This window comes from Arthrobacter sp. P1_B3 (assembly GCF_056406615.1).
The window spans coordinates 1-26,988 of the sequence record NZ_JBFTZV010000028.1 but is presented as its reverse complement, the minus strand read 5'-3'; the positions used below and the strand labels follow the sequence as shown (position 1 = coordinate 26,988).

Genomic DNA, 26,988 nt, shown 5'->3' with positions numbered 1-26,988 from the left:
CACCCGGCCAGACAACGGTCTGTTCATCCAGCAGACCACGCAGACACAGCCGTCACGCCTTCTGTTCCGGCCGATCATTCGAAACATGCAGCCGGGGTATCCAGCCCCGTCACGACCGCACTATCCTGGAAACACGGACCTGAGCTATCGCTTTCGCTCCTGTATTGCACCCGCCGCTGACCCGAACGGTTCAATGCGGCAATGGCCCGCCGCGCAGCCCATCTGACCCTGCCCCGGCGCCCGAAAAAACCGAAGAACTGCCCGACTCCCTGATGGTTAACGGAAGCTCCCAAATAGGGGAGGAACCGCCGTCGACATCGGCGCTGGCCCGGGCGTAGGCTAGCAGCATCGGCGCATGTGCCCGGTGACTCTGCGTCGATACCTCAATCGATGAAGGAGGACCAATGAGTGCCGTACGTGAATTCATGAGTACGGATGCACAGTGTATTAAGGAGAACCAGTCCCTCGTAGATGCCGCACGGATGATGCTGGATCTGGACTGCGGATCGTTGCCGATCTGCGGTGATGACGGCAAGTTGAAGGGCATGATCACTGACCGGGACATCGTGCTCAAGTGCGTTGCCGTGGGCCGTGATCCACGCGAGATGATGGCCCGCGACCTCGCCACCGGTGCGCCCCACTGGATTGACGCCGATGCGAACGTTGACGCCGCCATCGAAATGATGGAGAAGTACCAGGTCCGGCGGCTCCCGGTCATTGCTGACCACAAGTTGGTCGGCATCATCAGCCAGGGTGACATCGCGCGCAACTACTCGGAGGAGCGTGTGGGCGAACTGGTGGAGCACATTTCGGAACGCAAACATATGCAGTCGAGCAGTTCATAAAGTCAAGCAATTCATTAGCAAACAAGCGCCACGGAGTACACTCCGTGGCGCGATTTTGTGCCCGCATGGCCTTGTCCGAGGCAGCCTCACCATCGCTCCCCGCCGCGCCCAGCCCCGCGGAGGCCTTCACCGACGGCGCCCGGCGCTTCGCTTCCGGCGACTCACGCCCGGCCGCTCATCGCCCTCGATGCCGCTGCCTGATGACACACCAGAGAAATAGAGACCATCCGCGCATCGGGCCGGACACCGAGCACGGTGCAGCCGGCTGCTTGGAACTGGCGTCCGGCGATACCGGCGCGGTGGGTGTCAGGCCGCCGGGTCTTCGACTTTCACGGCGGAGATTTCGAATTCAAGGGTGATCTTGTCCGAGATAAGGACCCCGCCGGAGTCAAGAGCCGCATTCCATGTGAGACCGAAGTCCTGCCGGTCAATCCGGCGTGAGCCTTCAAAGCCCGCCCGGAGGTTACCCATGGGGTCACGTTCGACGCCGATGAAGTCCAGCGGGATGGCGATGTCCTTGGTGACCCCGCGGATGGTGACGTCACCGCCAACGATGAAGTGGCCGTCGTCGACCTGGTCCACCCGGTTGCTGGAGAACGTGATCTCCGGAAACTGCGGTGCGTCAAAGAATTCGTTAGTACGCAGGTGCTGGTCGCGGTCCGCATTGCGAGTGTCGATGCTGGCCACCTTGATGGTCATCCGTGCCGACGACTGCTCAGGGTTTTCGGCATTGACGTGGATGGCGCCCTCAACGTCGTTGAACGCCCCGCGCACTTTGGTCACCATTGCGTGGCGCGTAGAGAAACCGATGCGGGTGTGGGTGGGGTCAAAGCGCCACTCACCCGAAAAGTCCGTCAAGATTTCAGCCATGGAATGCCTCCTGTGCAGGCGTGCCGGCACAGGGACTGTGCTACGGAAAGGTGTAGCAACAGTATCAGACCGGCACCCTGGGACATTAACTTCCGCGACGCGAGGTCTCCGGAAACTCATCAGGCTGAGCTCCGGGTCGGGCGAATCCTCGCCGTTCAGGAATCGTCGTCCTTTTCCGCACCGGCGTCCCTCCGGTTCCATGCGCCGAAAGGTGCCGGGCGGGAGGGCCCTCCAGGTGACCGCACCCCACGGACGGCAACCATGGCCCACGCCCCGATCAGCACGCCGATAACCACGACGAAAACACCGACGGTGAACCAGCCCTCCCGACCGAAGATCATCAGCGCAACACCCGCCAGAGACAGGCCCTTCGCCRCGATGTCCAGATATAAAGGACCTCTCAGGTGCCCCATGGATCTAAGGTAACCCTGGMGACAGTCCGCTGGTGCCCTGACTGATTCCGGTCGTGGTGGTTGCGCCAAGTAATTCCGGCCCGGAAGAACAGTTGAAACTGGCCCCACCCTGTGACGATGGTGAACGTCGAAAACCGAGCCAAAGTGACCCTGAGCGCCTTCTCTTATTAGGGCTGGGGCAAAACTGCACCGGTATCTATTCCGCACGATTCCTGTGGGACGTCGCAGGGAGGATAGTTGTGGAACGAAAATCACGGCGTGAGTCGCCACATTTCGAGGGACTATCATGGGTTCCGCTTCCTAGGAACTGGGACGGCCACGCTTGGAATGATTCGGCGGCTCTTCCGATCTCGCTGAGGCGGCGCGATTGCCGCTCACGTCGGCGCCGCCACGACTCTTTTCTATACAGGCCCAGACCAGGTTGACCGCATCGCCCGGAACACCGCCGAGCTGATCGGCCTGGGCCGGGAGCTCCGTGATGACGAAATCAACGTCATGGAGGGTTGGGCCGGAGACCTGTACGGAGTCGATTCCACTCTGGAAGTCATCCGCCTTGGCGCCTCGCTCGAGGCCATGATCACCGACCCGGTCTACGACGGAAAGTCCCTCGCCGGGCTGATCGACCTCGTGACAAGCCGGGAGATTCCGGCCGGTCGCAATGTCCTCTATGCCCATCTGTCCGGCCAGATCGCCCCCAACGCCTACAGCGGGCTCTTCCGGTCCGGACCAGGGCAATGGCCTCCCTGCGCCGGTGCCCCGGCCGGCAGCTGACGGCAGTCCGACGGCGGCGGGTCCCCGGCGACGGGTCCCGCCGCCCGTTGAGCCACCGGATATCGGCCCACCCCGGCGGTATTCCGATCAGCCTGCGGCGGGCAGTGCGTCCGGGATGCGCGGCTTGGCGTTGCCGGCGAAAGTGAACTTCGCGTCGTCGCCCTCGCCTTCGACATCCACCACCACGATGTCGCCGGAGTGCAGCTCGCCGAAGAGGATCTTCTCGGAGAGCTGGTCCTCGATCTCGCGCTGGATGGTGCGGCGCAGCGGCCGGGCACCCATGGCGGGGTCGTAGCCGCGGGCCGCGAGGAGCACCTTGGCCGCGGACGTGAGCTCGATGCCCATGTCCTTGTCCTTCAGGCGCTTCTTGAGCCGGCTGACGAACATGTCCACGATCTCGATGATCTCGTCCTGGGTCAGCTGCGGGAAGACCACAACATCGTCAACACGGTTCAGGAACTCGGGGCGGAAGTGCTGCTTGAGCTCCTCGGTGACCCGGGCGCGCATCCGGGTGTAGCCGGTCTGGGTGTCCGTGCCGGACTGGAAGCCGGTGGCAACACTCTTGGAGATGTCCCTGGTGCCGAGGTTGGTGGTCATGATGATCACGGTGTTCTTGAAGTCGACCACGCGGCCATGGGAGTCGGTCAGGCGGCCGTCTTCCATGATCTGCAGCAGCGAGTTGAAGAGATCGGCGTGCGCCTTCTCCACTTCATCGAACAGCACCACGGAGAACGGACGACGGCGGACCTTCTCGGTCAGCTGGCCGCCTTCGTCGTAGCCCACGTAGCCCGGAGGGGCACCGAAGAGCCGCGAGACCGTGTGCTTCTCCGAGTACTCGGACATGTCCAGCGTGATCAGCGCGTCTTCCTCGCCGAACAGGAACTCCGCGAGGGCCTTGGCGAGCTCGGTCTTGCCCACGCCGGTGGGGCCAGCGAAGATGAACGAACCGCCCGGACGCTTCGGGTCCTTCAGTCCTGCACGGGTGCGCCGGATCGCCCGCGAAACCGACTTAATCGCTTCCTCCTGGCCGACCACACGCTGGTGCAGCTCATCTTCCATCTTCAGCAGCCGCGAGGACTCTTCTTCGGTCAGCTTGAAGACCGGGATGCCGGTGGAGTTCGCCAGCACCTCGGCGATCAGGTCCTCATCAACCTCGGAAATGTCGTCCAGCCCGCCGGTCTTCCACTGGCGCTCCTTCTCTTTACGCTCGGCAATCAGTTTCTGCTCCTCATCGCGCAGTGACGCGGCACCCTCGTAGTCGGAGGCGTCGATCGCGACGTCTTTGGCCTTCCTGACGGCAATGATCCTTTCGGCAATAGCCTTAAGCTCCGGCGGGGCGGTCATGCGGCGGATGCGCAGCCGTGCCCCGGCCTCGTCGATCAGGTCGATCGCCTTGTCCGGCAGGAACCGGTCCGAGATGTAGCGCTCGGAGAGGTTCGCGGCGGCGACCAGGGCGCCGTCGGTGATGGTGACCCGGTGGTGTGCCTCGTACCGGTCGCGGAGGCCCTTGAGGATCTCGATCGCGTCGGCCACGGAGGGTTCCTTGACCTGGATCGGCTGGAAACGGCGCTCCAGCGCGGCATCCTTCTCGATGTGCTTGCGGTACTCGTCCAGCGTGGTCGCACCGATGGTCTGCAGCTCGCCGCGGGCCAGCAACGGCTTCAGGATCGAGGCCGCATCGATGGCACCCTCGGCGGCACCGGCACCCACCAGTGTCTGGATCTCGTCGATGAACAAAAGAATGTCCCCGCGGGTGCGGATCTCCTTGAGGACCTTCTTCAGCCGCTCCTCAAAGTCACCACGGTACCGCGAGCCGGCCACCACGGAGCCCAGGTCCAGAGTGTACAGCTGCTTGTCCTTGAGGGTCTCCGGGACATCCCCACGGACAATAGCCTGGGCCAGGCCCTCAACGACGGCGGTCTTGCCGACGCCCGGCTCGCCGATCAGCACGGGGTTGTTCTTGGTGCGGCGGGACAGGACCTGCATGACGCGTTCCATTTCCTGCTCGCGGCCGATCACGGGGTCCAGTTTGTTCTCGCGCGCCGCCTGGGTCAGGTTGCGGCCGAACTGGTCCAAAACCACGGAACCGGAGGGAACCGCTTCAACGTGATCCTGACCGGGGCCTGTGGCCTCCTTGCCCTGGTAACCCGAGAGCAGCTGGATGACCTGCTGGCGGACCCGGCTCGAGTCGGCGCCGAGCTTGACGAGCACCTGGGCGGCAACGCCCTCGCCCTCCCGGATGAGGCCGAGGAGGATGTGCTCGGTCCCGATGTAGTTGTGGCCCAGCTGCAGGGCCTCACGCAGCGAGAGCTCCAGGACCTTCTTGGCACGAGGGGTAAAGGGGATGTGTCCGGACGGGGACTGCTGGCCCGGGCCGATGATCTCCTGGACCTGCTCGCGGACACCGTCGAGGGAAATGCCCAAGGATTCAAGGGCTTTGGCGGCAACACCCTCACCCTCATGGATCAGACCCAAGAGGATGTGTTCGGTACCAATATAACCGTGGTTCAGCATGCGTGCCTCTTCTTGGGCAAGCACAACTACGCGACGGGCACGGTCCGTAAATCGCTCAAACATTTCGCCACACTCCTGGCTGCCCCCATACCTTGATGCTACGTCGCCTCAGGCACGCTTGGGGCGTTCGCCGGAGGCAGATATTAGAGAGCCGGATTCAGCTGACGTCCCCCGGGTGAGTGGTGATGATCAAGGACTTGTCCGTTGTGCCCATGGCGTTGCCTGTCGGCTGGGCGCGCAAATGTGAGTCGCCGCGTATCCACTGAAACCGACCGTTGGGTGGAACCCAGGATCTGGATCCGGTGCCGACACACCGGGAAAGCCTCCGCCGTGCAGGACCGCTGCACCTCAGGGACGTCGTGGCGGTCCGCAATTGTGCAGCTTGGAGCCACTGCCGCGTCCGCCGGTGTCTTCGCCGGACATCCTCCACCTGGAGACGGCTGAACTCGCCCCTGGACCTCGACCTGGACTTCGACCTCATGGACTGAGACCCGAAACGATGCCCCGGCGGAACTATCAAAGAAATGGGCAACCGGGCACAAGGTCCTGTCTGACCTGCGGGATGGACCGGACAGGAGCGTCRGCGCTTTCTAATTTCAGCGCCCAGTAGCACCTTCCCGCATGGTCCGGGCCCATCAGCACGTGCCCGAACCGGACCGCAAGAACAATATGAGCGATGCCCACGACGCGGCCGCGCCAGAGGCTGCCCGCCGGCGGAGCGACGCTACCGGCCGGTGCGTTTGTCCCGGCGGGGCTGCCGGTGGCTGGCGCCTGTGCGGCAATATACTTCGTGCTCATTAGACTGCGGCTTTGGAGTCGGCGTCGATGGGGAACATCTGGCCGGAGATGGTGCGGGCGTGCGGGCCGGCGAGGAACAGGATCAGGGCGGCGATGTCGTCCGGGTTGATGAATTTCTTCACGGACTGGTTGGCCATCGCGGAGTCGATTTCCTCCTGAACGGTGCGGCCGGACACGGACGCACGGCCCTCGAAGACGCTCATGATGCGCGGGCCGTCCACGGCGCCCGGGTGGATGGTGTTCGAGGTAATGCCAAACGGGCCCAGTTCCATGGCGAGCGTCTTGGCGAAGCCGACCAGGCCCCACTTGGTGGTGGAGTAAGCAACACGGTTCGGGTAGCCGAACCGGCCGGCCAGGGAAGACATGGTCACGATGGACGCGGCGTCGGATTCCTTAAGCAGCGGGATAGCCCGCTGCGTGACGTTGAAGGTCCCCTGCAGGTTCACGCCGACGACGGCGGCGAAAGCGCCGGCGTCGTATTCTTCCACCGGGGCGGTGGGGCCGGCGATGCCGGCGTTGTTGACCAGCACATCCAGACCGCCAAGCTCCTTCTTGACGTCCTCGAACAGGGCGGCGACGGCGTCGGGGTTGCTGACGTCCGTCACGGATCCGGTGATGTCCGGGTTACCGGCGCTGGCTGCGGCCACGGCGTCGGCATTGATGTCGGCGATGTGAACCCGGGCGCCGGCCGCTGCGAAGGCCTTGGCGGTGGCCAGGCCGATCCCGCTGGCTCCGGCGGTGATGAGTACGCGTTGTCACATTGTCTTCTCCATGTGTTCAGGCGGAGGGACAGAGGCGGGTGGGCTGTTGCCCGCTCGTCGGTGTTCCCAAATTTACGCATTTTTCTCTCGAGCCATGAGCATGTGCTGTGCGCTCAGGCCCGTCATCATTCCGCGGCGGTCGCTGTGGCGTTCTGCAGCCCGAGCAGCCGGATCGCATTCTCGCGCATGATCAGCGGGCGCACCTCGGGTTTGATGGCCAGTTTCTCAAAGTCGGCGATCCAGCGGTCCGGCGGGATCATCGGGTAGTCGGAGCCGAACAGGACCTTGGTCCGCAGGAGTGAGTTCGCGTACTGCACCAGCTGCGGCGGGAAGTACTTCGGGGACCAGCATGTACGCCGCGAAGAAGAATTCGGCCACCTCAACGCTGCAGAGGTTGCTCGCTGCAGTGAATGACCGGCCCTCCACCTCGGTGTCCATCAGCGACGGCACCACAAAATTTTCCATTCAACGCGGGACGTCCAACGAAGTTGGTCCAACAGTCGGCAGCGCCGCACAGGAGGTCACGGCATGAGCGACGCCATTGAAAATTCCCACGGCTGGGTACTGGATGTCGACGGTTGCCTGATGCGGACAAAGCGCGCCGGCGGTGCCGGCGGGGAAGCCATGCCGGGCGCCGCGGAGCTGGTGGCAGCGCTCTACGCTGCCGGACACGCCGTCGTAGTCTGCACCAACGCCTCGGAGAAGACCCCGGCCGAGTACGCGGCGCACCTCCGCTCCCAGGGAATCGGAATCCGCGACGAGGATTTTGTTACCGCCGGCAGCGCAGCCGCCGAGTACATTGCCCACCGCCACCCCGGGGCCCGGGTGCTGGCGCTCGGAGCGGAGGGTCTGGCCGCCCCATTGCGCAGTCTGGGCGTCAACCTGGCCGATCCCGCACAACCGGAACTGGCCGACGTCGTGGTTGTCGGGGCTGCAAACGGGTACAGCACTGAACAGATCAACGCGGCCAGTTTGGCCGTCGACGCCGGCGCCCAGCTCTACACCACCCAAGACCATCGTCATGACAGGCCGGCACAAGGCCGCACTCATCATCTTCGGGCTCGGCATTGCGTTCATGATCTTCGCGATGCTCATGTGGAAGTGGGGCATCCCCCAGCTCACCGGATACTTCGTGTTGATCGCCATCCTGATCGGCATCGCCAGCCGGCTGAGGCCAGGGCAGATCGCTGACGGCTTCGTGGACGGTGCACGCCAACTGCTGTTCGCCGCACTTCTGGTCGGGTTCGCCCGGACTGCCCAGATCGTGCTTGAGCAGGGGCAGGTCATCGATTCCGTGATCAACGGCCTCGTCCAGCCACTTACCGCACTGCCGGCAGTGCTGGTTCCGGGCCTGATGGTGGTGGTCCAGAGCCTGATCAACCTGGTCATCCCCAGCTCGTCGGCAATGGCCGTTGTCACCATGCCCATCATGACCCCGCTGGCGGATCTGCTCGAGATGCAGCGGCAGACCGCCGTGCTGGCCTACCAGTACGGTGACGGCATTACGAACCTTATCCTGCCCAGCTACGCAGTACTTATCGGTGCCCTGGGCCTGGCCCGGGTTCCGTTCAACAAGTGGTTCCGGTTCATTTGGCCGCTGACCCTGATCCTGCTCGCCACCGTATTCGCCTTGGCCATAGTCGCTCAGCTCATCGGTGTTGGTCCGTTCTAACCCGTTGAAAAGCACGTAACCCCTGAAAAGGACTACGCGGCGCCCCTGAAAAGAGGCGCCGCGCAGAGCTGCTTTGGTCGCCGATACTTGCGCCCCATTGGATCGACAATTCGATAGAACTGCGCCGGTGACAACAACTGTCCCGGTGAAGCTGGCCCACAACGCACCAACCACTGCCGGTCCGGGGAAAACCATGACACTGAACCCAGCGACCGCCCGCAGGCATGATGATTGGCACCTGCTGATCAACGCCCGGCCGACCCGAGGAACTCGACGTTCACCCAAGAACCCGGAAGCGGTAGAGCCAATTGCGGCGCCGTTGTCCCACACCCCCGCTCAAGCACCGAAGGGCGCACACGGTCACCGCGGCCCAGTTTTCGACGGTCCCCATCATCGCAGGGTGGGGCCAGTTTTAACCGCCCCTTCCGTGGCCAGAAATACTTGACACAGTCATTGTGTCCTGATCGCTGTTGCTGGCCCAATGAAGGTTCCAAGGACGTAGCGCGCGCTCTTGAAATCTGAAGGGGGCTGGACGTCAGATGGTGTCAGACAACCACACCCAAGGAGGCCACCATGACGGTCACTTTCAACCACACCATCGTCTACGCAACGGACAAGCGCCGTTCGGCGAAGTTCCTGGCCAACGTGCTCGGGCTGCCGGAACCCCAACCTATGTGGTCTTTCATGACCGTGCCCCTTGACCATGGAGTGGCCCTCGATTTCGCCACGGCGAACCGGCCCATCTCCCCGCAGCACTACGCCTTCCTGGTCAGCGAGGAAGACTTCGACGGAATCTTCGCAAGGATCCAGGCCGAGGGCATCCCCTACTGGGCAGACCCGGGACGGTCCCGCCCACAGCAGATCAACCACAACGACGGCGGACGCGGCGTCTACTTCGCGGATCCTGACGGACATTTCCTCGAGGCGATCACGCGCCCGTATGGATCGGGTGCTGCATGATTCCCAGTTGCCGGGTTTGATGTAGTTGGCGCGAGGCCAGGGTCCTGGATGAGCGGGACAAAGGCCGGGGAAATTTTCGACGTCGGATAAGTCGGCTACTTCTTAGCCTGCTTCGTACGCCGCGGTTTACCCTCTTCGTTGGCAATGGGGTTCACCGTGGGAACGGGTTTTTTCGCGAAGACCTTCGCGCACTTGGCCTCAGTCTCCTTGTCCCCCACCAAGGCGTCGCCCTGGAGCACTAGACCTTGCGGACCTTTTCCGTTGTGAACAACACCTGATTCCCCGGGGGGCACTCCCTCACCGGGCGAGCCCCGGCCCGGCCATGACGCGCTAGAAAAGGGACGTAGAAACCCGCCGGAAAGTCATGTCACACAGACTTCCAGGGTGCATGAACTCGTGTCAGCAGAATAGGCAACGAGAGCATCACCGATGAGCAACGGCATCACGTGGACACGGGTGTGGACGGTAATGATGGACCCCACATCCGCGGCAAACGTCTCGGACGGAGTGGGCGCGACCTTGCCCCTCACAAGGCTCATCCCACATGGCGCCATCATGAACCCAGCGTTCGCGTGCAAATGACAGGTACGCGTCGGCCCGCGACAAGGTTCAGACCTGCATACGCCGGTCCCTCAGGGCAGAAAGCCGGGACCCCTGTTGAGTAAGGAGTCCCGGCTTCCTCAAGCGTGGCCATCTGACCAGACTGCGTCAGCGCAATCTAGGATTGCCGGACAATCGGACCTTCTGATGGTCGGAATGACTGTCCCGCGGTGAGCAGATCCACGTACTCCCGTGCGAACTCCGAGTATGCTTCGCGTGCCTTCCTGATGATGGTTGCGGCGCCGGTTGCAAGTGTGGTCAGTATGCTCAATGGCTTCTCATTTCACTCCGCTGTGCGCCGCGGTGCGCCGCGGAGTTGGTTTGCCGATGGTATCGAGGTCAAGGTCCTTGGATTCCTTGGCTGCAGCGACTGCCGTCACGGCGATGAGGGTGGTCACGACGATGATCACGACCAGCGGCCAGGTGCCGCCGGACCAGAGGACAAGGGCGCTGGCGATCACCGGAGTGAACCCGGCCAGAAGGATGGCTGCGGTCTGGTAGCCGACCGAGATACCGGTGTACCGGACTTCCGTGGGGAACAGTTCGCAGTAGAAGGCCGGCAGCACGGAGTAGACCGCTGCGTGGCCCAGGGTGAGGAAGATCGCGACGCCGCCGATGATCGTGAACGGGTTTCCGGTCTGGATCATGGCGAAGATCGGCCAGGCGCTGACGATGATGACGGCTGCGCCGAAGAAGAAGGTGTTCTTGCGGCCGATGCGGTCAGAGATGGCGCCGAAGACCGGAATCATGGCGATGTTCAGTGCCGATCCGATCATGACGGCCACCAGGCCGTAGKATGCCGGGAGCTTCAACGTTGTGGCCACATAGGAGAGCAGGAAGACGGTGAAGAGGTAGTAGTTCCCGGCTTCCGCGAAGCGCGAGAACAGGGCAATGACCAGAGCCCTGCGGTGCTCCTTGAAAACCACCGGGATCGGAGCCTTTTGCTTTTCCTGTTTCCGCTCGGCCTCGGCTTTGGCGGCGAGAAAGGCAGGGCTTTCACTGGCGTTTAGCCTGATGTAAAGCCCGACGGCGGCGAGCAGCACGCTGAGGAGGAAGGGCAGACGCCAGCCCCAGACGATGAACTGGTCCCCCGAGATGGCTTGGGCAATGGCGACAGCCCCGGTGCCAAGGAGCAAGCCGCAGGAGACACCGATTTGCGGCCAGGATCCGAAGAATCCGCGTCGTCCCTTCGGCGCGTTCTCGACGGCGATGATCGCCGCTCCTCCCCATTCGCCGCCGACGGCGAACCCCTGGGTGAGGCGGAGGATGCACAACAGGACCGGAGCCCAGAACCCGACGCTCTGGTATGTGGGCAGCAGGCCGATGGCGGCCGTGGAGATGCTCATGATGAGGAAGGTCAGGATCAGGGTGGATTTGCGGCCGATCCGGTCACCGAGGTGGCCGGAGACGAAGGCGCCGACGGGGCGGGCGAGGAAGCCGACGCCGAAGCTGGCAAGGGCGGCGATTTGGGATACGCCGGGTTCGCTCGAGGGGAAGAACAGGGTGCCGAAGACGAGGGCTGCGGCGGTTCCGTAGACAGTGTATTCGTACCATTCGATGATCGCTCCGACGGTGCCGGAGATCAGGCTCTTGCGGCGGACCTGGTTAGGGGTCAAGGCGCGGTGTGTTGTTGTCATGGTGATATTCCATTCACTATGGCGTGGAGAGCTCGGGGCGGGGCTCAGCTGTGTCGTCCATAAGGATCGCGGCTCGGGTGACTTCGCGGGCCAGGGACTTTTCCAGGGCCTCTTCAACGTCGTCCAGAGTGAACGTCGCGTCGATCATGGCATCGAAGGGGTACTTGTCCCGGTGCTCCGCGAGGAAGGCCAGGGACTTGTAGAGGTAGCGGCCTTCGTAGCGGTCCACGTGCTTGATGGTGAGCGCTTTGCGAGTGACATAGCCGGGGTCGAACGGCACGGTCCGGCCAGGAGAAAGGTTGCCCATGACCAGGTAGCGTCCTCCTCGGCGGATCTGCCGCAGTCCTTCGGCAAAGGCGTCGGGGAYGCCCGTCAGTTCAATTGCGACGTCGGGGCCCTGGCCTCCGGTGAGCCGCTGGATGGCGGTGATCCTTTCCTCAAGGTCCGGGATTTCGGCCATGTTGATCGTGTGGTCCGCTCCGAAGCGCTGCGCCTGGGCCAGGCGCGGCTCGGAAGGGTCGACGACGATGACGGTTGCGCCGCGTTCCTTGGCGACCGCGGCCGCGTTCAGCCCCAACCCTCCGGCGCCTTGGATGAGCAGGGTTTCCCCGTACTGCAGGCCGATCTGGTCAATGCCGAAGGTGACCTGGGAGAGGGCACAGTTGGCGCTGGCGGCCACGGAGTCGGGGATTTCGTCCGGGACTTTGTAGACGTGCTGGCGTGGGTGGATGTAGTAGTGGGTGCCGAAGGCGGCGTGGAAGTGGGGGGCTTCCTCCGGCTGCTTGCCGAAGAACTCGTAGGCGTTGTCGCAGAGGTTCGGCTGCCCGCCCAGGCACCGGGCGCAGCGATCGCAGGTCTGGAAGTAGGTGGCGACGATGCGGTCTCCCGGGTTGAGCGGCTGGCCGGCGTTGTCGGTGGGGCGGCCGTCCCCGATGGCGGCGACGGTTCCGACCATTTCGTGGCCGAGGCCTCCGCTCTTCTTCACGGGGTGCTTGCCGTTCCAGATGTGCAGCTCGGAGCCGCAGACGTTGGCCCGGGTCACTTTCATCAGGATCGCCCCGGGTCCCGGGGCAGGCAGGGGATACTCGGCGTAGTCGAGTTCCCGGGGGCTGGTCATGACGGCCACGCGGCCGTAGGCGGGTTCAGACATCTAGGGTCTCTTTCGTCGAAGGCAGTTGCCAGCGGCTCGTCGGCGCCCCGCAACTGCCTGGTCGAGGGTTGTTAGTGGGCTGACTCGTCGGCCGGGGCTCCCCCGGCGACGGCCGGGATGTGCACGGGGTCGGCGACGTGCTGGTGCTTGCGGGAGAAGAGGACCGCGACGCCGGAGAGGACGCACGGGATCGCTCCGAAGAGGAATGCGGCGGTCGCCCAGTTGCCGCCGCCGGAGAGCAGGGTGGCCGCCAGTGCACTGGATAGGATCGCGCCGATGGGGCCGACTGCTGCAACAAAGGTTGCGCCGCGGCCGCGGATGCGGGTGTCGTAGCTTTCCCCGACGAAGAAGAGCACGCAGGAGTACGGTCCGATGAGGAAGAACGTTCCGAGGCTGTAAAGCGCGACGACGGTCCAGAAGTCGCTGGGACCGAAGATCATGGCGGTGAAGACGATGCCGCCGGTGATCCAGCCGAAGGCGATGACGTTGCGGCGCCCGAACTTGTCGCCGAAGAACCCGTGCGTGAGGTAGCCGAGGTAGGCGATCACGTTGGACATCAGGAGAATGGCGAGGGAGTTGGTGAAGGACACGTTGTGGACGCTGACCAGGACGGTTGTGCCGAGCACGCTGAAGACCTGGACGGGAAAGTAGTTCAGGATGTGGCCCAGCCCCAGGGCCAGGGTGGTGCGCAGGCTCCGGCCGCGGAAGACGTCCGCGAGGGTGCTGCGGGTTTCGTGCTCTTCGATTCCGAGGGCGGCGGAGAGGTCTTCCGCGTCGGCATGGCGGCCTGTCTTTTGGAGTTTCCGGATTTTCTGGATGGATTCGAACTGCGGTGATTCTCGCAGTTTGCGGGCCAGTGCCGCGACAATCAGGGACGGGATGGCTGCGAAGACGAAGCATCCGGCCCATCCGATCACGGGAAGCAGGACAGCGGTCAGCGCGGCGGCGAGGATGGCGCCGATCGGCCAGCCGCCCTGGACGAGGGAGTAGATGAAGCCTTGGCGCTTCTTGATCCGGGGGTCATCGGACGCGCCGTAGAGCTCGCTGAGGTAGGCGCCGTTCACGCCTTGTTCGGACAAGCCCAGGCCGCTGAGGGACCGGATGGCCACGAGGACGGCGACCGGGACGATTCCGCCGAGTGCGGTCAACGCCGAGGCGATGCCTGCTCCAGCGGTGGTGAAGGCGAGTCCGGCCTTGCGGCCGAATTTGTCGACGACGGGCCCTGCGATGAGGCCCATGCCGACGGCGCCGACGGACATCCAGGTGACCATGGTGGCCTGTTCGGCTTCGTTCAGGCCGAGTTCTCTCCCGAGTTCGGGCAGCAGCGTGCCGAAGAGGATGAAGTCGTAGACCGCGAACGCCCAGGCCAGGAAGCAAAGGATGGTCGCGAATTTGATCTGCCGGTTGGTGACGTGCGCCGGCCGCCAGGCCGTGTTGCTGTTTGTGGACATGATCCACCTCCATTGGTGGGTTCAGGGGGCTGAGGTTGGGGTGTGCAAGCGGTTTTTGGGCGTGACTGCCTGGGGACGTGGCGGCAGCGGTGCCTGTCAGGATGTGATGCGCGCCGGTGATGCGGGCGCCGGGTGCGGCGGGCCGGGGTGTCCGGCCCGCCGGCGGTAGGTCCTTAGCGGGACTTGGCTTCGATCTCGGCGAGGATCGGCAGGAGGAACTTGCGGAATTCGGGGTAGTTCTCGGTGACCGGGAAGTGGCCGAGTTTGGGCATTTCCCAGAACTTGGAGCCCTTGACCAGGTTCGCGACTTCCTTGGTTTCGGCCGGGGAGGTGTTGGGGTCGTATTCGCCCGTGAGCAGGTACAGCATGCACTTGCTCGTGTCGATGGCGGCTGCCTCTTCCGGGGAGACGTTGTGGTCGTAGTAGTAGTAATACAGGTCGCCGGCGAAGACGCCGGGGCCGCCGGACTGGTACTCCCACTGGATCTCGCGGACGTTCTCCTCCGGGGAGTACGGCGAGATGTTCAGGAGCATGGCCGCCCCGATGGAGTTGCGGGAGACGTTGGGGTTGTCGAACTCGCGGCGGATGCCGTCCATGCCGACTTCCACGTACTCGGCCGCGGAGCGCAGGGCCCCTTCCACGGAGATCGTGGCACGGTAGCGGTCGTTGAAGTTGGAGGCCAAATCGATGGCGAGGTGCCCGCCCATGGAGCTGCCCAAATAGACGGGACGGTCCAGCTCGAGGGCTTCGGAGAGGGCGTTGGGGAAGGCCATCATCCGGGATTTGGTCATGTTGTATTCCTGGGTCCACCACTTCTCCCCGTGCGGGGGAAGGGACTTGCCGTGGAAGGGCAGGTCGAAGGCGATGACCCGGTAGCGGGACGTGACCTCGGCGTCGTTGAGCAGGTGCCGGTACTGGCGCCCGTCGGAGCCGGCGGTGTGCCCGACGAGGAGCGGGATGCCTTGCCCGGCCTCTTCGTAGTAGACCCGGTATTCGACGTCCTCGACGGTGAGGTAGACGTAACCGCCCTTGATAGGTTCAAACTTTGCCATGACTTACGCTCCTTCGACGTTGAGCTGGCGGAAGATTTGCATGAGCCGGTTCAGGGCCGGCAGGTAGGCATAGAGCTGGTGGGTGTTGCTGAGCAGGACTCCGTGCTTGGCGGAGGAGCTCTGCAGGGACTGGAAGAACGGGCGCGGGTATTCGGCGGTCATGTCCTTCCACTGCTCGTCGGTGCCTTTGATCCAGATGGCGGCATCCTTGGGGTCGGTGCCGGAGGGTTCGACCGTGAGGAGCTTGCCGTCGTCGTAGGAGGCCAGCCAGGCCTTGTCGCCGATGGCGACATGGAGTTTGCCGGTGTAGTAGCGCATTTCGCGGTTGAACTCGAAGTCCTTGGTGGCGCTCTGCAGCACCTGTGCGAAGTCATGCATGGATTTGCCTTTCATCGTTGAAAGCCGGAGTGGTGGTGGCGAGGTATTCGTACATCCTCGTGTGGTCCTCGGCGCCGTGGCCGGCATCGAGAGCGGACTGCCAGATGTTTTCGCAGTCGTGGCTGAACGGGGCATCGATGCCCAGGGAATCTGCCAGGGCCGTGGCGATCTTGATGTCTTTGGTCATCAGTCCGATCGGGAACCCGGATCCGAACGTTCCGCTGAGCATGAACTGTCGGACCTTGTTTTCGGAGGTGTTGCTCCGTCCGGAGGACGCGTTCAGGACCTCGGTCATCGTCGCCGGATCGATGCCGAAGCGCTCACCCACGCGGATCGCCTCGACGGTCGCGGCGACCGACGCGGCCGAGACGAGGTTGTTCAGTGCCTTGGCCGCGTGCCCGGTGCCGGCCTTGCCGATGTGTATGACGGATTTGCCCAGGACGTCGAAGATGTCCTTGGCCTGGTCCAGGTCGTGCCAGTTGCCGCCGACCATAATGGCGAGCTGCCCGTTCTGGGCACCGCGGACTCCGCCGGAGACCGGGGCGTCCAGATACCGCATCCCTTGCCGTTCCAGCCGCTGGCCCAGGTTCCGGGAGCGGATAGGTTCGGAGGATGACATGTCGATGAACAGGGTGTTCAGGGACGCGGCCGTGGCGACTCCGCCGTCGGTCAGCACCCCTTCGACGATGTCGGAGTTGGGAAGCATCGTGATGATGACATCGGCTTCCTGCCAGGCGCCCTCGTCGGCGGCGGTCCTAGCGTCCGGGTGTTCGTCCTGAAAGCGCTGGACGGCGCCCTCATCACGGTCGTTGACGATCAGCCGGTGGCCGGCGTCGGCAAGACGTGAGGCCATGGGGAAGCCCATGTTCCCGAGTCCGATGAAGCCGATGGCGCTCATGCCTCGGCCTCCATTTCCTTGAAGACCTCGCGGGCCAGGCGGAAGCTTTCCAGTGCGGCGGGGGCGCCGCAGTAAATGGCGACCTGGAGGAAGACCTCTTTGATTTGTTCCTTGGTCACGCCGTTGCGGATGGCGCCGCGGACGTGGACCTTCAGCTCGTGGGGCCGGTTCAGGGCGCTGATCATGGCCAGGTTGATCAGGCTGCGCTGGGCGCGTTCAAGGCCCGGCCGGTTCCAGACATCGCCCCAGCAGTATTGGGTGACGAGTTCCTGCATGGGCATGGAGAACTCGTCGGCGCTGTCCATGCTGCGCTGGACGTACGCGTCGCCGAGGACTTCCCGGCGGGTGGCGAGGCCTTTGTCGAACAGTTCCTGGTTGGTGGTGGTGGTGCTCATTGGGCTACTCCTTTTGCTGCCTCTTCGGCGGCGTTGAGTGGTGTCTGGTCCCAGACCGCCTGGATGTTGGTGAATTCGTGGACGCCGAGGTAGGACAGCTCCCGTCCAAAGCCGCTCTTCTTCACACCGCCGATGGGGATCCGGGGGTCCGAGATGGAGAGGCCGTTGATGAAGACGCCGCCGGCGTCGATCCTGCGGGCCATGGCCCGGGCTTTGGCGTTGTCGCCGGTCCAGATGGCGGCGCTGAGGCCGAATTCGGAGTTGTTGGCCTTGGCCAGGGCATCCTCGGCGTTCTCGGCGGCGATGACCGTCGCGACCGGGCCGAAGATCTCTTCCTTGAAGGCGGTCATGGACTCGGTAACACCGGCAAGGACAGTGGGGGCGTAGAACGAACCGGGACCGGGCAGCCGATGGCCGCCGGTAAGGAGCTCGGCCCCCTCCGCGACGGAGCGTTTGACCTGGTCATCGACATCACGCAGGGCATCCTCCTTGGCCATCGGGCCAACGAAGGTTTCCGGATCTGCGGGGTCCCCGACCTTGAAGCTTGCAACGCGGCGGGCCAGTTTCGCGGTGAACTCGGCGTAGACGGCGCGTTCGACAATGATCCGCTTCGCCGAGATGCACACCTGTCCGGCATTCACCATGCGCCCGGTCGCCGCAGCGTCCACCGCCTTGTCCAGGTCGGCGTCGGCAAGGACGATGAACGGGTCCGATCCCCCGAGTTCCAGGATGACCTTCTTCAGGGCCCGCCCGGCCTCCGCGGCCACGCTCTGCCCGGCCGCGGTGCCGCCGGTAACGGCCACGCCAGTGATTGCCGGGGTATGGATGATGGCCGGCACGTGATGGCGGTCGCAGTTCACGACGGCAAAGGTGCCTTTCGGAAGACCCGCTTCCTCCCACAGTGCCTCCAGGGCCAGTCCGCAGCCCACAACGTTCGAGGCGGGCTTGAGGAGGTAGCCGTTGCCGCCCAGAATGATCGGCGCGGCGCCCCGGAAGACCTGCCAGACAGGGAAGTTCCACGGCATGATCGCCAACACTGTGCCGGTGGGCAGGTAGGAGACGTAGGCTTCCGGACCGATCGTCGTCGCGGTGTCCTCGAGCATGGCCGGGCCGTTCTCGGCGTACCAGTCGAGCGTGTTCGCGCACTTGGTGACTTCGGCCTGGGCCTGGGTGACCGGCTTGCCCATTTCTGCGGTAATCACGGCGGCAAGCTTCGCGGTGTCGCGGCGCAGCAGTTCCGCCAGCCGGCGGAAGACCTCCGCGCGCCGTGCTGGAGACGTGTCCCGCCAGCTGGCGAAACCCTCGGCGGCGGACCGGACGACGTCCGTGACGGCCTGCTCATCCAGATACGGGTATGTCGCGACGTCTTCGCCGGTGGCCGGGTTCGTCGACTTCGCGACGGCAACTTCGATAGTGCCCATGATGTGTTCCTTCAAGTTCGTGTGATGGGGCTAACAACGACTCTAGAAGCACGGGACACTTTGATAAATAAGAAGTTTCCGAAGTTTCACTTCTCGTAAAGAGAACGATTAGCCGGTGTTTAGCTTGCCCACTCCCCTGTCGCCCTGCATCGGTTGAAAAGGAACCGGAGGGCTGTCATCCTTCTGTAAGCGTGATGTTTTGGTTACATCACTTCGCTTTTGGAGAACAGAGGACCATGGAGATCTCGCAGCTGGAAATCTTTATCGCCGTCGCGGAGACGGGCAGCATCACCAAGGCGGCCACCAAGTTGCTTCGTGCTCCCTCGAACGTTTCGACCCGTATTCAGCAGCTGGAGCGGGAATTGGGCGTCAAGCTCCTCGTGCGCGACAAGCGGCAAAGCTCCCTCTCGGCCGATGGCGAGCTCTTCCTGGACCATGCGCAAAGGATCATTGACCTGGTCAATGATGCCAAGGCGTTCTCCACCCAGGGCACACCGCGCGGCCGCTTCCGGCTGGGAGCCCTGGAGAGCACCGCAGCGGTGCGCATCCCGCCCATCCTCGCCGCCTTCCACCTCCACTACCCTGCCGTGGAACTGGAACTGGACGCCAATTCCTCCGGCCACCTCTTTGACCGGCTGCTCAACGGCCAACTCACGGCGGCCTTTTCCGACGGCAAGCCGGCTGTACCTGCCCTGACGGGAATCAAGGCCTTCAGCGAGAACCTGCGCATCATTACACCCCAGTCCGTGACCGAGATCAACGATGATTTCAGGGCTTCCCATCCGACAGCCTTTGTTTTTGGCCGTGTCTGTTCCTACCGGCAGCGGTTCGAGGACTGGCTCGAATCAGAAGGTATCGTGCCCGGGCGGATCGTTGAAATCTCGTCTTACTACAGCATGCTCGCCTGCGTCGCGGCGGGCGCCGGCATCAGCATGATCCCCGAATCCCTCCTCGAAACGCTGCCGGGCGCAACCAGGGTCCAGGCGCACGAAATGCCCGGCCGGCTCGGCAGCGCTGAGACGTGGCTCATGTGGCGCCGGGACTGCCGCTCGGCCAATCTCAAGGCCTTCATCGCCGAACTTAAGGATCACCTTAGCCCTGCCGACACGGACATCACCGTGGCCGCGTAGAGGACCGGCACACGTGGTTTGCGCCACGGCAGAAGGCCCCCGCTGTGTTGCGAGCAACAGCGGGGGCCGGCTTGTGCTCAGGCAAACGTCCCCGGCCCGGGCAAGGAGCACGTCATCGACAAGGGCGACGTAGAAGTTGAGCTTGCCGGCGTACTCGGGCTGAAACTTGCCCGTCTTGAGCTCGATAACCACATAGCCCGTTGACCGCACTAACGACCCATCCGGCGGTTGATGCCCGGCACGACTCCCCCGCCAGAACCGGGCCAGTTTGTGCAGACACTGTCTGCACAAACGCCCCGCTCAAGTGTTATCCCTGGATTTGCCGCTGCTGGGCATCCAAGTCTTGACGAGGTAAACGAGACATGTCCTGGGGAAAGACGCTGTTCCATGCGGATTCAAGTCATTTCTGAAGTGCCTGCTGGAGCGCAGGAGAACTGGGAGCGGACCGCCAAGGATTTCCCCTGACTTCGTGGTGCCCTCCCAGCCCGCGGCGGCGATCGGCTGCCTGACTTTCGTTCGTCGCGGTATTCGCCGTGGCCTCGTTCCGGTTCTTCGGCATTTCCCGCGGGGCTGAGCCTAGCTCGCATGAGGCGCCGTCCTGGGCTCTGCCCCGCTACCGCCGAATTTACGTCGCTGCTTCACTCTGGTGATCTGTCTGAAACATAGAAACTGTGTACTTATGGACGTTCGGTGCTGTAAAAATGAAATAAAGCGGCACCAGCAGTTCATGTAGCTCAATTTATAGACACTCGCACAAAGGAGTGTTCCCTTAGTTTCCAGAGGAGAAAAACGTGGTTGTCGCCGCTGTCGATCCCGGTTCCACAGATATCACCGCTTTGATCCACCACCCCGTCCTGTGGGCCTCCGCGGTGGGCGTTTTCGCCGTCGTCATCCTCCAGTCGGCCATATACTTCAAGGCCATCAGGAAGGCGGCTCCCGCAGCGGAGCTGACGCCGGCACAGGTCACCAGTTCGGTCCGCTCCGGCGCGGCCGCCGCCGTCGGTCCATCCCTTGCCGTGGCGCTCATCGCCATCTCGCTGCTCCCGCTGTTCGGAACGCCCGCAGTGCTCACGCGGATCGGCCTGGTTGGATCGGCGGCCTTCGACGTCGCGGCAGCCGGCATTTCAGCGGGCACGCAGGGCGCACAACTGGGAGGCCCCACGTACACGCAGAAGATCTTTGCGATCGCCTTCGCTGCCATGACCATCGGCGGCCTCGCCTGGATGCTGACCGCGCTGATCCTGACCCCCATTCTGAGCAAAGGCGACGCCAAGCTCCGCAGGGTGAACCCTGCAGTGATGGCCATCGTGCCGACGGCGGCGCTGCTGGGCGCCTTCTTCACCCTTGCTTTCCAGGAGGTGCTCAAGTCGCCCGTCCACCTTGTCACGATGCTCGCCTCCGCGGCGGCGATGGGCGTCTGCCTGCTGCTGGCGCACAAGCTCCGGCTTCCGTGGCTGCGCGAATGGGGGCTGGGAGTGTCCATCATCGTGGCCCTCACCGGCGCGTTTCTCATGACCGCAGCAGCCTGAAACAACCGACAGGAGCCCTTCTGATGTCCACCTCGACTTCCACAGACACAACTGCACAGTTTTCGGCGTTCGACCGCACCACAAACATCTGGGGCCCCATCACGCTGGGGCTCGGACTACTGTTTTCCCTCGCTGCCGCGCTGTACGCCGCCTTCGGCACCGGGATGGGAGTGACGCCGCTGGAACTGGTCACCGCCGTCGGTGCCGTCTTGGCCACCTTCGGCATCATCGCCGTGATCGAGCCGGTGTCCTACTTCCCCATTCTGGGGCGTTCGGCCATGTACCAGGCGTTCCTGATCGGCAACATCGCCAATAAACTGCTGCCGGCGGCCATCGTGGCCCAAGCCAACCTCGGGGAAAAACCGGGCACCCGCCGCGCCGAACTCATCGCCGGCAGCGCCATTATCGGGGCGGTGCTGGTCCACATCACCACCCTCATCCTCTTCGTCGGCGTATTGGGAACCTGGCTCGTGGGAATGCTCCCCGCGCCGCTGATCGCCACTACCCGCAGCTACATCCTGCCCGCGATTTTCGGGGCCGTGGTGCTGCAGAGCGTCATGGCCATGAAAAGCCGCCGGACCACCATCGCGGCGGTCATCGTTGCCGCCGTCATCGTTTTCGCTGTTGTGCCACTGGCACCGGGACTGACGTACTTTGCCACGGCGCTTGCCGTCATCATCACCATCGCTGCCTCCTGGTTTGCGCGGTCCAAGGATCCGCAGGTCCCGGCGGCTGAGTCGACCGAAACCAGCCAGGCCACCCGCATTTCCGAACCCACCCACTGATAGGGAAGCCAGCAATGACCATCATCACAGGCGTACGCCTGACCCCTGCCGTCGAAGTTCCTGAGTCGTTCATAGAGGACTATGTCGGCGTCTACAAGCACCTGCATGCTCACCCTGAGCTCTCCGCCCAGGAATTCCAGACCGCCGAATACATCGAGCGCCACCTCGCCGGGCTGGGCATTGAATCCTTCCGCTGCGGCGTGACCGGGGTTGTGGGCATCCTGCGGAACGGTGACGGCCCGGTCATCGGCTTCCGCGCCGACACCGATGGCCTGCCCATCGCAGAACAAACCGGCCTGGACTACTCCAGCCACGCCAACGGCCAGTTGCCTGACGGAAGCATTGCTCCCGTGATGCACGGCTGCGGCCATGACACCCACATCGCGTCCGCCCTGGCCTTGGCTACGCTGCTCAAAGAACGCAGCCGCCTCTGGGGCGGAACGCTGGTACTCATCTTCCAGCCCGGCGAAGAGACCGCCTACGGCGCCAAGGCCATGATCGACGACGGCCTGTGGGACCGCGCTCCCAAACCGGAAGTGGTGCTTGCCCAGCACGTCATGCCCATCAGCGAGGGAAAGCTGCTTATCCGGGGCGGCCACATGGCGAGCCTCGCCGATTCGTGGAAGATCACCGTGCACGGCCAGCAGGCCCACGGCTCCCAACCGGAAAGGTCCATCGACCCGATCGTCGCCGCCTCCGCAATGGTGCTGCGCCTGCAGACCATCGTCTCCCGCGAACTGGCGCCCTCGACACCCGCCGTTGTCACCGTGGGGACATTCCACGCCGGCCTGAAGGAAAACATCATCCCGGAATCCGCCGAGTTCTCCCTCAACGTCCGGACACCGGATGAGGACACCCGGGCAATGGTCCTCGCTGCGATCCGGCGGATCATTTCGGCCGAAGCGGCTGCCTCGGCAGCGCCCGAGCCCACCATCACCGAGCTCAACAGCTTTCCGCGCTGCTACAACGATCCTGCGTCGGCGGACCGGGTGATCGAGGCGTTCACGGCGGACTTCGGAGCCGACGCGCTGATCGATGCGCCGCTGGGCATGGGGTCGGAGGATGCAGGGTGGCTCAGCGACGCCATCGGTGTTCCGGGCGTTTTCTGGGCCTTTGGCGCTTTCGACCCGGAGCTTTTCGACGACGGCGCCGCACCGGCCGGCAACCACTCACCGTTCTTCGCACCGGACGCCCGTGCCGCCGTCGTTGGCGGAACAAGTGCCGCGCTCTCCGGGGTGCTAGCCTATCTGGGCCGGAACTGAAATGCGCGGGGCGGCGGCKAGCCCGCCGCCCCGTTCCCCTTCCGTGGGCGCCGCCTTTCGGTGTCATAGCCTTCGCAGTRACAGGACAGGAGCCGGGACGTGGAGGAGCTTGATGGGCTCGACCGGCAGATCGTGGCTGCGCTGGTGCGCAACGGCCGCGCCTCTTGGCGCCTGATCGCTGACGTTTTGGGACAGCAGGAACGCACTGTGGCGCGTCGCGGCAACAAGCTGCTGGAATCCGGTGTGGTGCGCACCAATTCCTTCATTAACCCGGCATCGGTCAGCTCGCGCTCCGCTTTCCTGCTGCGCGTGACGGCCGCCCCCCGGGAGCTTCGCCAGGTCTGCTCGTGGCTGGCTGCGCAGGACGAGTCGTCGTGGGTTAGTGCGCTGTCCGGCGCGAACGAGGCTGTGGCTGAGATGTTCATTTCCGCCGATGAACTTGGCGGGCTGCTCTACCGTCGCCTGGCGGAAGTGGCGGGTGTGGAATCCTTCACCATGACGCCGTTGCTGGAGTATTTCCGGACCCCCAGCGGCTGGACTCCGGCGATTCTGGACAATGAGCAGTATGCGGCGCTGCATCGCGACGAGGACGGCCAGCTGGCGGGAATCCGCAGCGGGCACCCGGTGGCGTCACTCGATGAAACGGGTCGGTCGCTCGCTGAACTGCTCCACCGCAACGGACGCGCCACCGCGGAAGAACTGGCATCCGAATTGTCGGTGTCCAAGGCAACAGTCAGCCGCAGGCTGGAAGCAATGACCAGTTCCGGTGCGCTGTTCATCAGGGCGGTGGTGGACCCGGCGGCGCTGGGGTTCCCCGTGGAAGCGCTGGTCACCATGACCCGTTCCGGCGCGGCGTCGGGCGGGCCGGGAAAGCATCTGGCCGGCCTGCCGGTGACCCGGTGGGCCGCGGCATCCGGCGAGGATGTGCTGGCGCAGGTGGCTGTGGCCACCCTGGATGACCTGCGCGTGCTGCTCGACGATCTCCGCGGGATGGAAGAAGTGACCGCTGTCCGGTCCTCCATTTACGCGGAGATCTTCAAACGCAGCACCGTGATGTACCGGGACGGGGTACCGGAGAAGCCGTAGGCATTCCCGTGACGAACTCGATGCTCGCGGCTTGCACATTTCACCGGCAGCCGCCCAAAAATTCGACCCCACCGGGCCGGTGACCTTAACCTTCCACGGAGCTTGGTCGGTGGAATCGGATCACTTCATAAGATCCGTTATCGGCGTTCCAAAATCCCCGGAAACGCGTGGGGTAAGAGACTATCTGGGGCCGTTTTTGGGGGGCTCGACGGCGCGTACTATCCGGAGCTGGTCACGGCTGAAGTTAAAGCACAGGGAAAACTTTGAGGTCATCTGCGGTGGTTCATCGGACCGATCACCCCGCCCTGGGAGGTAGTGGCCGGCCTTGTCCTGAACGGGCAAATGCGGATCGTCGGCCGGTCCACACCTCTGAAAACAGGGGGCCGCCCGCGAGCTGGCACGGTGGCTGCAATCTCCCAAGCCGTAAGCCCCAGGAGAACGTTCACCACGCGCCAAGCTCATGGTTGTCTGCAACCGAGGTGGACGGAGATCCGGAGCGCGCGCGAGCCAAAACTTGGAGAAGCCGGCTGCGCGGAACCTGCATCCGTCAGCAACGCTGGTGGCTGCAGACTGCTAGCAAGTGGGGACGTTCTGCCCTAGCGCCTAAGCCCCATAGACCCAACAGTGAGGTCATGACGACCAGGTGGGGTTGCAGGCTATGCCTGCTCCGCAAATTGTAGGTTGCAAGGGCAGGTGCCCCGCCTGCCAGCCTGTCTTGGCCTTGCCCCTGATGATGAGCGCCGCCTCCACCCTGCTCAGACCCGGCCGGCGCCTTGGTCGGGCAGGCTCCTGACGGGCATGCACACGTCCTTCACAGCGGCAAGGAATATGGGTCGTCGTTGYGGTATGTCAGGTGTCGGCGCGCCCCTCTGTTTTCTGCGCTCCAAGGAGTACAGGGAACCCCGAGACCCGTGTCCAGGAGACCGAAAATGACACCAAGACCACATGTCGACCGGGTGAGCGCCGAGGACATGATGTCTCTGGACGCGGACATCGGCTCAGCACCAATGCAAGTGGGGGCCATTCTCATGCTCAGCACGGAAGCCGGCGAAGACCCGGTTTCCCTTCTGGATACACTGGCGCTTCGGATCGGCGCTGTTCCCCGGCTGCGTCAACGACTGGTCACTGTCCCCTTCGGTTGCGGGCGTCCCATTTGGACAGATGATTCCGGCTTTGATCCGGCACATCATCTCGTCGTGATCGCCTGTCCGGCGCCTGGCGGCGAGGAAGCCGTGCTCAACATTGCAGCCGAAATGCTCGTCACCCCGTTGTCCCAAGACCGTCCGCTCTGGTCAGCCAAGCTCATTACCGGCGTAAGCCAGGACCGCACAGCGCTTGTTTTCATTTTTCATCATGTCCTCACCGATGGAATTGGAGGCCTCGCCGTCCTGGAGGCCCTGGCAGCCACGGAAGAAGACGGGTGGGGTGGCCGCCGGGAGCCAGAGATCCCAGGCTCGGCGCTGCACCTGGCCATTGACGCTGCAAGGAGCCGATTCAACGCACTGGCCCGACTGCCGGCCGCACTGCGGACCGCACTGCGGACCGCAGCCGCCGGAGCCTCCGAGCTGCGGCCGATGGGCAAGACCAGGGCTGCCCGCACTTCACTCAACCGCCCGACGGGTCCGCAACGGACGCTTGCCGTCCTCCACTGCGAGGTGGAAGAAGTCAAAACCGCCGCACACCTGCAGGGAGCGACAGTCAACGATCTCATCCTCGCCGCCGTCTCGACCGCCCTGCACCGCCTGATGCTGGGACGGGGCGAATATGTCGAAGAGTTCGTGATCTCCGTATTATTCTCGGCACGCCGCCACACATCAGTCACCTACCTGGGCAACCGTAGCGGAATAATCCCTGTACGCGTTCCCGCGGTCGGTCCGGCCAAGACACAGCTGGCGGCACTTGCCGCAACAATGAGGATTGCCAAGCAGCAGCCTCCCGGAGCCTCCGCTGCACTCATCGGCCCCATATCTCGGACCCTCGCCCGCCTTGGCGCCTACCGATTCTTCATAGACCACCAACACCTTGTCCATACCTTCGTCACGAATCTGCGGGGGCCCGAACATGCCTTGGTGATCGCGGGCAGGCCGGTAACCGGGATCATTCCGGTCGGAGCGATCAGCGGTAACGTAACGGTTGCGTTTGCAGTCCTCTCCTACGCCGGCGTGCTGACCATCACCACAATCGCCGACCCCGAGACATGCCCGGACCTGACAAGACTGCATGAGGAACTTGCCAGGGCCCTCCACGCTCTGACGGTGACTGGACCTCCATGAACTTCGACCCGAGAATTCCGCCCTCAATCAATTCGATTCAGGTCGATCCATTCTGCGAGAGCAGACGGTTTCCGTCGGCGTCGATCACGACCCAGTGGTGGTGGGCTTTGCCGGCGTCGATACCGGCCCACAATTTCGCCAAAACAGCCTCCAGTCTGTCGGATGGGTTAGGGCCCAGCAGATAACCGCGCCGTCGTGTCCTTATCCGGCGATCATGTCGCGTCTCTCAATCAGCGGTCGGGTCATCGCGGGGCGGCGGGCGGCCAATCCTACGGAGCCCTCACGACACGAGTCTTCCGGCCACAGCAACAAATTCATACCCGCCCCTCCCCCGGAC

Annotated in this window: 21 protein-coding genes and 4 pseudogenes; 11 read left to right on the top strand and 14 right to left on the bottom strand. The window is 63.8% G+C overall.

The window, feature by feature from the left end:
- Positions 1 to 404: 404 nt before the first annotated feature.
- A complete protein-coding gene (locus AC1D2F_RS20680) occupies positions 405 to 845 on the top strand; it encodes a CBS domain-containing protein (protein ID WP_229992321.1) in 441 nt (146 codons plus the stop codon).
- 306 nt (positions 846 to 1,151) lie between these two features.
- On the opposite strand, the gene AC1D2F_RS20675 is transcribed toward AC1D2F_RS20680, so the two are convergent.
- Both AC1D2F_RS20675 and AC1D2F_RS20670 read right to left on the bottom strand, forming a co-directional pair.
- A complete protein-coding gene (locus AC1D2F_RS20675; RefSeq protein ID WP_229992320.1) occupies positions 1,152 to 1,715 on the bottom strand; it encodes a YceI family protein in 564 nt (187 codons plus the stop codon).
- Positions 1,716 to 1,870: 155 nt separating this feature from the next.
- Complete coding sequence (locus tag AC1D2F_RS20670) at positions 1,871 to 2,128, bottom strand: hypothetical protein (protein ID WP_476967604.1); 258 nt, start codon at positions 2,126 to 2,128, stop codon at positions 1,871 to 1,873.
- Positions 2,129 to 2,506: 378 nt separating this feature from the next.
- Between AC1D2F_RS20670 and AC1D2F_RS20665 the strand changes: the two are divergent.
- Positions 2,507 to 2,899 (top strand): annotated as a pseudogene (locus tag AC1D2F_RS20665) (1-aminocyclopropane-1-carboxylate deaminase); the annotation flags it as partial.
- Positions 2,900 to 2,986: 87 nt separating this feature from the next.
- Here the strand turns inward: AC1D2F_RS20665 and AC1D2F_RS20660 are convergent.
- The 3 genes and pseudogenes from AC1D2F_RS20660 to AC1D2F_RS20650 form a co-directional block, all read right to left on the bottom strand.
- On the bottom strand, positions 2,987 to 5,476 hold the full coding sequence (locus AC1D2F_RS20660) for an ATP-dependent Clp protease ATP-binding subunit (RefSeq protein WP_476967603.1): 2,490 nt from the start codon (positions 5,474 to 5,476) through the stop codon (positions 2,987 to 2,989).
- 734 nt (positions 5,477 to 6,210) lie between these two features.
- Positions 6,211 to 6,954 (bottom strand): SDR family oxidoreductase, encoded by a 744-nt coding sequence (locus tag AC1D2F_RS20655; RefSeq protein ID WP_364743708.1) that lies wholly within the window; start codon positions 6,952 to 6,954, stop codon positions 6,211 to 6,213.
- Positions 6,955 to 7,097: 143 nt separating this feature from the next.
- Positions 7,098 to 7,319, bottom strand: a pseudogene (locus AC1D2F_RS20650) (amidohydrolase family protein); the annotation flags it as partial.
- Positions 7,320 to 7,500: 181 nt separating this feature from the next.
- Between AC1D2F_RS20650 and AC1D2F_RS20645 the strand changes: the two are divergent.
- The 3 genes and pseudogenes from AC1D2F_RS20645 to AC1D2F_RS20635 form a co-directional block, all read left to right on the top strand.
- Positions 7,501 to 7,791 (top strand): annotated as a pseudogene (locus AC1D2F_RS20645) (hypothetical protein); the annotation flags it as partial.
- A 202-nt stretch (positions 7,792 to 7,993) separates the two neighbouring features.
- The gene (locus AC1D2F_RS20640; RefSeq protein ID WP_476967602.1) at positions 7,994 to 8,644 is read left to right on the top strand and encodes a hypothetical protein; all 651 of its coding nucleotides are present in this window, start codon (positions 7,994 to 7,996) and stop codon (positions 8,642 to 8,644) included.
- A 573-nt stretch (positions 8,645 to 9,217) separates the two neighbouring features.
- The gene (locus AC1D2F_RS20635) at positions 9,218 to 9,604 is read left to right on the top strand and encodes a VOC family protein (RefSeq protein ID WP_229992315.1); all 387 of its coding nucleotides are present in this window, start codon (positions 9,218 to 9,220) and stop codon (positions 9,602 to 9,604) included.
- 878 nt (positions 9,605 to 10,482) lie between these two features.
- On the opposite strand, the gene AC1D2F_RS20630 is transcribed toward AC1D2F_RS20635, so the two are convergent.
- The 8 genes from AC1D2F_RS20630 to AC1D2F_RS20595 form a co-directional block, all read right to left on the bottom strand.
- A complete protein-coding gene (locus AC1D2F_RS20630) occupies positions 10,483 to 11,841 on the bottom strand; it encodes an MFS transporter (RefSeq protein ID WP_476967601.1) in 1,359 nt (452 codons plus the stop codon).
- Positions 11,842 to 11,857: 16 nt separating this feature from the next.
- A complete protein-coding gene (locus AC1D2F_RS20625) occupies positions 11,858 to 12,991 on the bottom strand; it encodes a zinc-binding dehydrogenase (RefSeq protein WP_476967600.1) in 1,134 nt (377 codons plus the stop codon).
- Positions 12,992 to 13,062: 71 nt separating this feature from the next.
- Positions 13,063 to 14,442 (bottom strand): MFS transporter, encoded by a 1,380-nt coding sequence (locus AC1D2F_RS20620; RefSeq protein ID WP_364742565.1) that lies wholly within the window; start codon positions 14,440 to 14,442, stop codon positions 13,063 to 13,065.
- A 173-nt stretch (positions 14,443 to 14,615) separates the two neighbouring features.
- Positions 14,616 to 15,494 carry an alpha/beta fold hydrolase gene (locus AC1D2F_RS20615; RefSeq protein ID WP_476967599.1) on the bottom strand — a complete coding sequence of 293 codons (879 nt, stop codon included), beginning with the start codon at positions 15,492 to 15,494 and terminating at the stop codon, positions 14,616 to 14,618.
- A 3-nt stretch (positions 15,495 to 15,497) separates the two neighbouring features.
- On the bottom strand, positions 15,498 to 15,872 hold the full coding sequence (locus tag AC1D2F_RS20610; protein ID WP_476967598.1) for a hypothetical protein: 375 nt from the start codon (positions 15,870 to 15,872) through the stop codon (positions 15,498 to 15,500).
- Positions 15,865 to 16,770, bottom strand: a complete 906-nt coding sequence (locus AC1D2F_RS20605; RefSeq protein ID WP_476967597.1) for an NAD(P)-dependent oxidoreductase — start codon at positions 16,768 to 16,770, stop codon at positions 15,865 to 15,867. The genes AC1D2F_RS20610 and AC1D2F_RS20605 overlap by 8 nt, the downstream gene beginning before the upstream one ends.
- Positions 16,767 to 17,165, bottom strand: a complete 399-nt coding sequence (gene pcaC / locus AC1D2F_RS20600) for a 4-carboxymuconolactone decarboxylase (protein WP_476967596.1) — start codon at positions 17,163 to 17,165, stop codon at positions 16,767 to 16,769. Before pcaC ends, AC1D2F_RS20605 begins: the two co-directional genes overlap by 4 nt.
- A complete protein-coding gene (locus AC1D2F_RS20595) occupies positions 17,162 to 18,586 on the bottom strand; it encodes an NAD-dependent succinate-semialdehyde dehydrogenase (protein ID WP_476967595.1) in 1,425 nt (474 codons plus the stop codon). Before AC1D2F_RS20595 ends, pcaC begins: the two co-directional genes overlap by 4 nt.
- Before the next feature lie 236 nt (positions 18,587 to 18,822).
- Between AC1D2F_RS20595 and AC1D2F_RS20590 the strand changes: the two genes are divergently transcribed.
- Positions 18,823 to 19,716 carry a LysR family transcriptional regulator gene (locus AC1D2F_RS20590; protein WP_364742553.1) on the top strand — a complete coding sequence of 298 codons (894 nt, stop codon included), beginning with the start codon at positions 18,823 to 18,825 and terminating at the stop codon, positions 19,714 to 19,716.
- A gap of 105 nt (positions 19,717 to 19,821) precedes the next feature.
- Here AC1D2F_RS20590 and AC1D2F_RS20585 read toward each other — a convergent pair.
- Positions 19,822 to 19,911 (bottom strand): annotated as a pseudogene (locus AC1D2F_RS20585) (PDDEXK nuclease domain-containing protein); the annotation flags it as partial.
- 596 nt (positions 19,912 to 20,507) lie between these two features.
- Here AC1D2F_RS20585 and AC1D2F_RS20580 point away from each other — a divergent pair.
- From AC1D2F_RS20580 to AC1D2F_RS20560, 5 genes are all read left to right on the top strand, one after another.
- Positions 20,508 to 21,245 (top strand): DUF5058 family protein, encoded by a 738-nt coding sequence (locus AC1D2F_RS20580; protein WP_476967594.1) that lies wholly within the window; start codon positions 20,508 to 20,510, stop codon positions 21,243 to 21,245.
- A 23-nt stretch (positions 21,246 to 21,268) separates the two neighbouring features.
- Positions 21,269 to 22,030: a hypothetical protein gene (locus AC1D2F_RS20575; RefSeq protein WP_476967593.1), complete on the top strand. Its 762-nt coding sequence runs from the start codon at positions 21,269 to 21,271 to the stop codon at positions 22,028 to 22,030.
- Between the two features lie 14 nt (positions 22,031 to 22,044).
- The gene (locus AC1D2F_RS20570; RefSeq protein ID WP_476967592.1) at positions 22,045 to 23,292 is read left to right on the top strand and encodes an amidohydrolase; all 1,248 of its coding nucleotides are present in this window, start codon (positions 22,045 to 22,047) and stop codon (positions 23,290 to 23,292) included.
- Positions 23,293 to 23,391: 99 nt separating this feature from the next.
- The gene (locus AC1D2F_RS20565; protein ID WP_229992302.1) at positions 23,392 to 24,378 is read left to right on the top strand and encodes an Lrp/AsnC family transcriptional regulator; all 987 of its coding nucleotides are present in this window, start codon (positions 23,392 to 23,394) and stop codon (positions 24,376 to 24,378) included.
- Positions 24,379 to 25,307: 929 nt separating this feature from the next.
- The gene (locus tag AC1D2F_RS20560; protein WP_229992301.1) at positions 25,308 to 26,651 is read left to right on the top strand and encodes a wax ester/triacylglycerol synthase domain-containing protein; all 1,344 of its coding nucleotides are present in this window, start codon (positions 25,308 to 25,310) and stop codon (positions 26,649 to 26,651) included.
- Positions 26,652 to 26,988: the final 337 nt, after the last annotated feature.

Excerpts from the sequence above, each read along its gene's own strand:
- AC1D2F_RS20680 (WP_229992321.1), top strand. The coding sequence starts at position 405 with ATGAGTGCCGTACGTGAATTCATGAGTACGGATGCACAGTGTATTAAG.
- AC1D2F_RS20675 (WP_229992320.1), bottom strand. The coding sequence starts at position 1,715 with ATGGCTGAAATCTTGACGGACTTTTCGGGTGAGTGGCGCTTTGACCCC.
- AC1D2F_RS20660 (WP_476967603.1), bottom strand. The coding sequence starts at position 5,476 with ATGTTTGAGCGATTTACGGACCGTGCCCGTCGCGTAGTTGTGCTTGCC.
- AC1D2F_RS20640 (WP_476967602.1), top strand. The coding sequence starts at position 7,994 with ATGACAGGCCGGCACAAGGCCGCACTCATCATCTTCGGGCTCGGCATT.
- AC1D2F_RS20635 (WP_229992315.1), top strand. The coding sequence starts at position 9,218 with ATGACGGTCACTTTCAACCACACCATCGTCTACGCAACGGACAAGCGC.
- AC1D2F_RS20620 (WP_364742565.1), bottom strand. The coding sequence starts at position 14,442 with ATGTCCACAAACAGCAACACGGCCTGGCGGCCGGCGCACGTCACCAAC.
- AC1D2F_RS20615 (WP_476967599.1), bottom strand. The coding sequence starts at position 15,494 with ATGGCAAAGTTTGAACCTATCAAGGGCGGTTACGTCTACCTCACCGTC.
- AC1D2F_RS20610 (WP_476967598.1), bottom strand. The coding sequence starts at position 15,872 with ATGCATGACTTCGCACAGGTGCTGCAGAGCGCCACCAAGGACTTCGAG.
- AC1D2F_RS20605 (WP_476967597.1), bottom strand. The coding sequence starts at position 16,770 with ATGAGCGCCATCGGCTTCATCGGACTCGGGAACATGGGCTTCCCCATG.
- pcaC (WP_476967596.1), bottom strand. The coding sequence starts at position 17,165 with ATGAGCACCACCACCACCAACCAGGAACTGTTCGACAAAGGCCTCGCC.
- AC1D2F_RS20595 (WP_476967595.1), bottom strand. The coding sequence starts at position 18,586 with ATGGGCACTATCGAAGTTGCCGTCGCGAAGTCGACGAACCCGGCCACC.
- AC1D2F_RS20590 (WP_364742553.1), top strand. The coding sequence starts at position 18,823 with ATGGAGATCTCGCAGCTGGAAATCTTTATCGCCGTCGCGGAGACGGGC.
- AC1D2F_RS20575 (WP_476967593.1), top strand. The coding sequence starts at position 21,269 with ATGTCCACCTCGACTTCCACAGACACAACTGCACAGTTTTCGGCGTTC.
- AC1D2F_RS20570 (WP_476967592.1), top strand. The coding sequence starts at position 22,045 with ATGACCATCATCACAGGCGTACGCCTGACCCCTGCCGTCGAAGTTCCT.
- AC1D2F_RS20560 (WP_229992301.1), top strand. The coding sequence starts at position 25,308 with ATGACACCAAGACCACATGTCGACCGGGTGAGCGCCGAGGACATGATG.